10 protein-coding genes are annotated in these 6,535 nt (G+C 72.7%); 1 reads left to right on the top strand and 9 read right to left on the bottom strand.

Features of this window, described 5'->3' with window-relative positions; genetic code table 11:
• Positions 1 to 63: 63 nt before the first annotated feature.
• A complete protein-coding gene (locus AB0F52_RS10290; RefSeq protein WP_360167335.1) occupies positions 64 to 261 on the bottom strand; it encodes a hypothetical protein in 198 nt (65 codons plus the stop codon).
• An 18-nt stretch (positions 262 to 279) separates the two neighbouring features.
• Here AB0F52_RS10290 and AB0F52_RS10285 point away from each other — a divergent pair, with 18 nt between their 5' ends.
• The gene (locus AB0F52_RS10285) at positions 280 to 915 is read left to right on the top strand and encodes a hypothetical protein (protein WP_360167332.1); all 636 of its coding nucleotides are present in this window, start codon (positions 280 to 282) and stop codon (positions 913 to 915) included.
• Between the two features lie 21 nt (positions 916 to 936).
• Here the strand turns inward: AB0F52_RS10285 and AB0F52_RS10280 are convergent, their stop codons facing one another.
• From AB0F52_RS10280 to AB0F52_RS10245, 8 genes are all read right to left on the bottom strand, one after another.
• The gene (locus AB0F52_RS10280; RefSeq protein ID WP_360167329.1) at positions 937 to 1,593 is read right to left on the bottom strand and encodes a phosphoribosyltransferase family protein; all 657 of its coding nucleotides are present in this window, start codon (positions 1,591 to 1,593) and stop codon (positions 937 to 939) included.
• Positions 1,594 to 1,724: 131 nt separating this feature from the next.
• Entirely contained in the window at positions 1,725 to 2,471 is a 747-nt protein-coding gene (locus tag AB0F52_RS10275) for a GAF and ANTAR domain-containing protein (RefSeq protein WP_360168284.1), read from the bottom strand.
• 30 nt (positions 2,472 to 2,501) lie between these two features.
• On the bottom strand, positions 2,502 to 3,239 hold the full coding sequence (locus AB0F52_RS10270) for a GAF domain-containing protein (RefSeq protein ID WP_360167326.1): 738 nt from the start codon (positions 3,237 to 3,239) through the stop codon (positions 2,502 to 2,504).
• 138 nt (positions 3,240 to 3,377) lie between these two features.
• The gene (locus AB0F52_RS10265) at positions 3,378 to 3,941 is read right to left on the bottom strand and encodes a sigma-70 family RNA polymerase sigma factor (RefSeq protein WP_360167323.1); all 564 of its coding nucleotides are present in this window, start codon (positions 3,939 to 3,941) and stop codon (positions 3,378 to 3,380) included.
• Between the two features lie 19 nt (positions 3,942 to 3,960).
• Complete coding sequence (locus tag AB0F52_RS10260) at positions 3,961 to 4,581, bottom strand: hypothetical protein (protein WP_360167320.1); 621 nt, start codon at positions 4,579 to 4,581, stop codon at positions 3,961 to 3,963.
• A gap of 193 nt (positions 4,582 to 4,774) precedes the next feature.
• Positions 4,775 to 5,806 carry an acyl-CoA desaturase gene (locus AB0F52_RS10255; protein WP_360167317.1) on the bottom strand — a complete coding sequence of 344 codons (1,032 nt, stop codon included), beginning with the start codon at positions 5,804 to 5,806 and terminating at the stop codon, positions 4,775 to 4,777.
• A gap of 143 nt (positions 5,807 to 5,949) precedes the next feature.
• Complete coding sequence (locus AB0F52_RS10250; RefSeq protein WP_360167314.1) at positions 5,950 to 6,108, bottom strand: DUF6307 family protein; 159 nt, start codon at positions 6,106 to 6,108, stop codon at positions 5,950 to 5,952.
• Complete coding sequence (locus tag AB0F52_RS10245) at positions 6,105 to 6,311, bottom strand: RGCVC family protein (protein WP_360167311.1); 207 nt, start codon at positions 6,309 to 6,311, stop codon at positions 6,105 to 6,107. The genes AB0F52_RS10250 and AB0F52_RS10245 overlap by 4 nt, the downstream gene beginning before the upstream one ends.
• Positions 6,312 to 6,535: the final 224 nt, after the last annotated feature.

Genomic DNA, 6,535 nt, shown 5'->3' with positions numbered 1-6,535 from the left:
CCCGCCCGGGAGCCCCCGCGGGTTCCCCCTATTCACCATTGGGGCCCCCCCCCGCCCCCCATTTTAAATCCCCCCACCTTCGCGGCGCCCGCCCGGCCGGTCGGGGGACGCCGGTGGCGAGGCCTCCAGGCGGGCGTGCAGCCGTTCGCGGATCTCGTCCGGGGTGTAGGCCCGCCGCCGGCGCTCCTCGCGCGCGATCACCACCCCGGTCGCGGCGACCCCGACGAGCCCGGCCAGTCCCACTGTCTTCCACCAGCGCATCGGCCTAGGCTACTGCCCGTGCCGGGGAACCAGCTGGATCTCGACGAAGCCGTGGCCGTGACGCGCACCGGCGACCTGTGGTTGTTCCGGGGCCGGTCCGCGGCCGACCGCACGATCCGCGTCGTGACGAACAGCCCGGTCAACCACGTCGGCATGGCGGTGGTGATCGAGGACCTGCCGCCGCTGATGTGGCACGCGGAGCTGGGGCGGGCCCTGCCGGACGTCTGGTCCGGGACCCACCAGCGGGGCGCCCAGCTGCACGACCTGCGCCGGGCGGTGCTCGTGTGGGCGGAGAAGTACCACCAGCAGGTCTGGCTGCGCCAGCTCGACCACCCGGTCACCGGTGAGGCGGAGGACGCCGTCCTGCGCACGATCGCGCGGCTGGACGGCACGCCGTTCCCGTCGACCGCGCGCCTCGCGTCGCGCTGGCTCGGCGGCCGGCTGCCCCGCCGGAAGCGGGACACCCGGGAAGCCGACCTCGAGAGCGGTTACTGCGCCGAGATCGTCGCCCTGACCTACGAAGCGATGGGCCTGCTGCCCCGCGGCCGCCGGCCGAACTGGTACGACCCCGGCCGGTTCTGGAGCGGCGACGACCTCGAGCTGGCGGGCGGGGCGGCGCTGGGCGACGAAATCGCCGTGCGCCTCCCGAACTGACTCGTCAGTCCACTGTGGACGTCACCGGCGGACCTCGGTCGGCAGGCGGGGTTCCCGGTGCAGCAGTTCGAGCGCCTCGGTGTCGGCCACCGCGGAGAACTTCCGGTAGCTGTTGCGGACGGCGTGCAGCCAGGGCACCGGGCGCAGGCAGGAGAACTGGTCCACCTCGCGGGCGAGCCGGTCGGCGACGTCGGTCTGGGCGACCGGGACCGCCAGCACGATCCGGCGGACCTGGCGGGCCCGCAGGACGCGGATCGCCGTGTGCGCGGTCGTGCCGGTGGCGGCGCCGTCGTCGGCGAGGACGACCGTGCGGCCGGCGATGGACACCGGCGCGACCGTGCTCCGGTAGACGGCGACCTGGCGGGCCAGTCCGGCCCGCGCCCCGTCGAGGAGCCCGGCGAGCTCCGCCGGGTCGATGTCGAACCGGCGGATGGCATCGTGGTCCCAGACGGCCAAGCCGCCCTCACCGACGGCGCCGAGCGTCGTCGGCGGCGGCCCGGCGGCCTCGATCCGGCCGGTGAGCAGGATGTCCAGCGGCGCGCCCAGGATGTCGGCGATCTCGCCGGCCACCACCAGCCCGCCCTCGGACAGGCCGAGCACCACGGCCCGGTCGCCGCGCAGCGGTCGCAACCGAAGAGCCAGCCGCTCGCCGGCTTCCCGGCGATCACGGAACCGCATGGGAACTCCCTGGAGTCGAAGGCCGGTGGGCCGCCTCCAGCATCACGGCACGGGGTCGGGGTCGCGAGGGCCGTTGGTCACCGTGAGGTGGACCGTTCGGCACCCTTTCACCGGTGCCGCAACGGACTCCGTCAGTGAGAGGGAGACGCCTCCGCGGGGGCCAGCACGGCCGCGGGCGCGAGTTCGCGGTCGGCCAGAGCGCGGGCCACGTCGCTGAGCCGGAGGTTGTTCCGCCGGGCGAAACCGCGCAACGCCCGGAAAGCCCCGTCCATGCTCAGCTGCCCGCTGACGGCGAGCACACCCTTGGCCTGCTCGATGATCACCCGGCTGTTCAACGCGGTCTGCAACTGCTCGGAGAGAATCTCCTCCTGACGGAAGGCCCGCTCATGGAGGATGCCGATGGTCGCGGTGTCGGCCAGCCCCTGCGCCAGCGCCACGTCCTCCGCCGACAAATCCCCCGGGTTCTGCCCGAACAGGTTCAGCGCCCCGATCGTCTGCTTGCGCAGCCGCAACGGCAACGCGTGCACCGACGCGAACCCGTCCTTGGCCGCCTCGGCCGCGAACCGCGGCCACCGCCCCGCCGCCCCGGCGATATCGGCCACCAGCACCGGCGTGCTGGTGGTGAAACACTCGATGCACGGGCCCTCGTCGATGTCGAGCTGGAACAGCTCCAACAGCCGCGCCTGCTCGGTCGAAGACGCCAACACCTGCAAACCGCCTCGCTCGTCGACCAGCGTCAGCCCAGCCGCGGCGACGTCGAGCAGCTCCACACACTGCACCACCAGCGTGTGCAGCAGGTCGGCCACGTCGTAGTCGTCGACGAGCGTGTCCGCCAATGCGACGAACGCCCTGGTCACTTGTCGTTCACGGTCGGCCATGCCCACCATCTCCTGGTTCGTCAGCTGCCTTCATGGTGAATCCCCACCGAACGCCTCGTCCAACCGCAGCCGTCCCGCCACGATGTCGGCCGCGACCTCGAGCAGGGAACGTCCGTGCCCGAACGCATACGCCCGCAACCGGGCCAACGCGGCGGACGCGGGCAGGTCCAGGTGCGCGATGAGCATCCCGGTGGCCTGGTGCACCTCCCGGTACCGCATCCCCGCGCCCTCCATCCATCGCCCGTCCCCGTCGAGCCACAGACCGCCTCCGGCGCGCAGTCCCGAGAGGGCGAGCGCCGCGATGTCGGCCACCTGCAGCGCCGTCGACAGCTCGCCGGGGCTCAGCGAACCCGGCGTCGAACGATAGGTGTCGAGGGTCGCCACCCGGACCGCGCCGATCTGCACCGGGAACGTGAACAACGCGGCCACCGGCTGCGCCGCGGCCTCGGCCGCGAACACCGGCCACGCCGATGGTGGTCCCGCCGCCAGGTCCGGCACCAGCACCGGGCCACCGAGCGTGTACGCCTCGAAACACGGCCCCTCACCCAAGGAGAACTGCAGCTCCGCCAACGCCGTGCTCACCGCATCACTGGCGTAGACGATCTCGCGGTGCCCGGCGTCGACCATCATCGAGACCGCCGCGCCGTCCACCGGCAGCAGGCGCACGCACGCCCGGCACACCCGCCCGACGACGTCGACGCCGCTGCCGGCACCCACCTCGCCCAGGGCGGCCACCACGCTCGCGCGCAAGACTTCGACCTCAGCCACCGCGTTTCCACATCCGGTTCCGCCCGTGTCGGTGTACGTGATCGCCACACCAACTCGGACACAGCCAGGTCCGGATCAGCACCGCTGTCGCGGCTGCGGTCACCCACCTTACCCGCAACTGCGGGCCTGGCCGGGCCATCACGGCACCGGCGCGGCGGCGATGTGCCGGCGCAGCGCGGTCAGCGCCCGGTGCTGGCTCACCCGCACCGCGCCCGCGCTCGAGACGCCGAGCACGCCCGCCGTGTCCCGGGCCGACATACCGAACACGACCCGCAGGACCACGACGTCCCGCTGCTGCGGCGGCAGCAGGTCGAGCAGGTGGTGCAGCCGCTGCCGCCGCTCGAGGTCTTCGACGTGGTGAACCGGTCCCCGCTGCCCGGAAGGTTCCGGGGAGAACTCCGGAACCGGGACGCTGACGTCGGCGCCGCGGCGCCGGTGCGCATCGACGACCTTGTGCGCGGCGACGCCGTAGACGAAGCCCAGGAACTTACCGGCGCCGTACCGGTAGCCCGGCAACGCGCCCAGCACGCCGATCAGGACCTCCTGCGCGCAGTCGTCCGCGTCGCTGTCGCGGTGCCACCGGTCCCCCAGCCGGACCCGGCAGTACTGCAGCACGCCCGGGTGCAGCAGACCCAGCAACGCGCCCGTCGCGGTGCGGTCGCCCGACACCGCCGACGCCAGGAGTGCGCCGTCGACCCACATGATGTCCTTCCGGCCTCGGTCAGCTTCGCGTGGTCAGGTAGGGGCTGGGATCGCTGCCGGCCTTCGCGCCGCTGTCGAGCCAGCGGAGGAACCCGCGGCGGTCCCGTCGTTCGATCTCGTCGAGGAAGTCCTGCCGGCGCTGGACGACGAGCCGGCGCGCCGGCTCGTCGGTGGCGAGGATCAGGAGGAAGTAACTGCGCCGCCACGCCACGCACAGGTCCTCGGTGGCCAGGTCGGCCACCGCGACGGGCGGCACGGGGCGCGGGGCCGGGCGGTCGTGGGGCTCGGGTGCGGTGGGCGGGGCAACGCGGTGGCGGTAGCCGGCCGCCAGCCCGCCTGCGACGAGCAGGACCAGGACGGTCGCGGTCAGGACGCCGCCCACCGTCGCGAGCAAGCCGGCGAGGACCAGGCACGCCGTGACGAACGCCGCCGCCGTGGCCGCGCCCACCGGGAGATCGGGCCCACTTGCCCCACCCCGCCCAGGGCGGAGCCGGGAAGCGCCGAAAGCGCCGAGGATCCCCGCGCCGGCTCCCAGCAGGATCCAGCCGAACAGGACGTCACCCGGCAAGGTCAGGGCACCGATCGCGGCCAGGGCACTGACGGGACCGATCAGAACGGCCACCACCGAACGTCCCACCATCGTGCGCCTCACCGTCCGGGTCGGGCGCCGGCCGCGTAAGCCGTGCCGGAGAACCAGGATCGCCGAGGTCCGGGGCGTTGTGCCCAGTGTAGCCCCGGCGCCCGTTCGCTACCCGTTCGCCCGCGCCGGCGGCCCGCTCGGCGCGGCGGTCTTCAGAGTGGTGGCCGCCCAGCGCTCGTCTGCTGCGCGGCAGTCATGACCGGCTCCCGTCGCCGGGGTGCGGCCGTGCCGGCGTCTCGGTGAGCAGTCCGCGTTCCAGCCTGCCGAACCCGCGGGGGGCCGCGGTGTAACCGGGGTTGAGCTTGCGGGCCAGGTGTTCGGCCCTCGGCCAGCGGACGTCGGTGGCCCAGCCGAGCTTCTCGAACAGCCAGATCAGCCGCGCGGACATGTCGAGCTGGCCGTGGCGGACGCCGTGGCGGGCGCCGGTGGGGTCGGCGTGGTGGGAGTTGTGCCACGACTCGCCCATCGACGCGATGGCCAGCGGCCAGAAGTTCGCGGACTTGTCGCGGGCGGCGTAGGGCCGTTCGCCGATCAGGTGGCACAGGGAGTTCACCGACCAGGTGACGTGGTGCAGCACCGCCACCCGCACCAGGCCGGCCCAGAAGAACGCGGTCAGCGCACCCCACCAGGACATCGTCACCAGGCCGCCGATCAGTGCCGGGCTGAGCAGGGTGACCACGGTGAGCGCGGGGAACCAGCGGTCGATCCGGACGACGTCGCGGTCGGCGAGCAGGTCGGGGGCGAACCGCTGCGCGTTGGTCTTCTCGCGGTCGAACAACCAGCCCATGTGGGCGTGCCAGAAGCCTTTGGCGAGCGCGGCGGCGGACGTGCCGTAGCGCCACGGGGAGTGCGGATCACCGTCGCGGTCGGCGAAAGCGTGGTGGCGGCGGTGGTCGGCGACCCAGCCGATCACCGGGCCCTGCATGGCCATGCTGCCGGTGACCGCGAGCGCGATCCGCAGGCCGCGGCCGGCCTTGAACGCGCCGTGGGTGAAGTACCGGTGGAACCCGATCGTCACCCCGAGCCCGGTCAGGAAGTAGAACCCGGCCGTCAGGGCGACATCGGTCCACCCGAGGCCCCAGCCCCACGCGAACGGCACCGCCCCGGCCAGCGCCAGCAACGGCACCACCGCGAACAGCTTCACCAGGAAGGTTTCGGTGCGGGACTTTTCTCCCGCGAGCATCGGCTCCGCCGCCTTCGGCGGCCGTTGCAACGTACGTGTCATCTCGATCGCTCTTCCTGCTGACGTACTTGTCCTGTCCGCCAGGGTCCGGGGCGATCATGTGGGGGTTAGCCCGCCGACGGCGGCCTAAACCCGGTGGAACGGAGGCTGAGGAATTCTCCGTCCCACCGGCGCACGCCGGTCGTTCACCGCAGCTGTTCGGGAATCGTGTCCATGGTGTGCAGTAATTGCACAGCGAGGGCCCGGCAGGCGGTGTCCGGCAATTTCGTGTTCTCTTTCAGGACATCTCGCACCAGCTTGACGCGCAGGTCGTACCGGGACGCGAAGGCGGCTTTCGTGGTCATGATGTTTCCTTCTCGAGTTCGTCTTGCCCGCCGACGCAAACGCATCCGCGGTTGAAGCCACCCGCCACAGTCGCCGTGCAGAACCGGCGTGCGACCGGATCATGGGTGTGCCGGGCATGCTGACAGGCCGCGCACGCAACCATCGCCGTGCCGCCGGTCTCGGTGACGGCGTCGCCCGGTTTCGCGGCGGCCCCGGCTGTCATGACAGCGGAAGCCGACGCCCGGTCCGGTGTCATCGGCCGGCGCGGCGTCCGGACGGGTCGTGTGCCCCCGCGCCGGGGCGCCGTTGCGGGCCGGGTGCTGTTTCGGCTCCGGTCGGCGGTGCCGGGGTGTACACCGGCTGGCGGAACAGGCTCCCGTACCGGTCGTCCTGGGCGGCGGTGAGTGCCCCGGGCCTTGTTTGCTCGGCGATGGGGTGGCTGAACAG

The organism is Amycolatopsis sp. NPDC024027 (assembly GCF_040638975.1).
Taxonomy (GTDB): Bacteria; Actinomycetota; Actinomycetes; order Mycobacteriales; family Pseudonocardiaceae; genus Amycolatopsis.
This window is presented reverse-complemented; position numbering and strand designations above follow the sequence as displayed.

Bases quoted from the DNA above. Each gene is read 5' to 3' on its own strand.
- AB0F52_RS10290 (WP_360167335.1), bottom strand. From the start codon at position 261: ATGCGCTGGTGGAAGACAGTGGGACTGGCCGGGCTCGTCGGGGTCGCC.
- AB0F52_RS10280 (WP_360167329.1), bottom strand. From the start codon at position 1,593: ATGCGGTTCCGTGATCGCCGGGAAGCCGGCGAGCGGCTGGCTCTTCGG.
- AB0F52_RS10275 (WP_360168284.1), bottom strand. From the start codon at position 2,471: ATGGCCGACCGTGAACGACAAGTGACCAGGGCGTTCGTCGCATTGGCG.
- AB0F52_RS10265 (WP_360167323.1), bottom strand. From the start codon at position 3,941: ATGTGGGTCGACGGCGCACTCCTGGCGTCGGCGGTGTCGGGCGACCGC.
- AB0F52_RS10260 (WP_360167320.1), bottom strand. From the start codon at position 4,581: ATGGTGGGACGTTCGGTGGTGGCCGTTCTGATCGGTCCCGTCAGTGCC.
- AB0F52_RS10255 (WP_360167317.1), bottom strand. From the start codon at position 5,806: ATGACACGTACGTTGCAACGGCCGCCGAAGGCGGCGGAGCCGATGCTC.
- AB0F52_RS10250 (WP_360167314.1), bottom strand. From the start codon at position 6,108: ATGACCACGAAAGCCGCCTTCGCGTCCCGGTACGACCTGCGCGTCAAG.
- AB0F52_RS10245 (WP_360167311.1), bottom strand. From the start codon at position 6,311: ATGACAGCCGGGGCCGCCGCGAAACCGGGCGACGCCGTCACCGAGACC.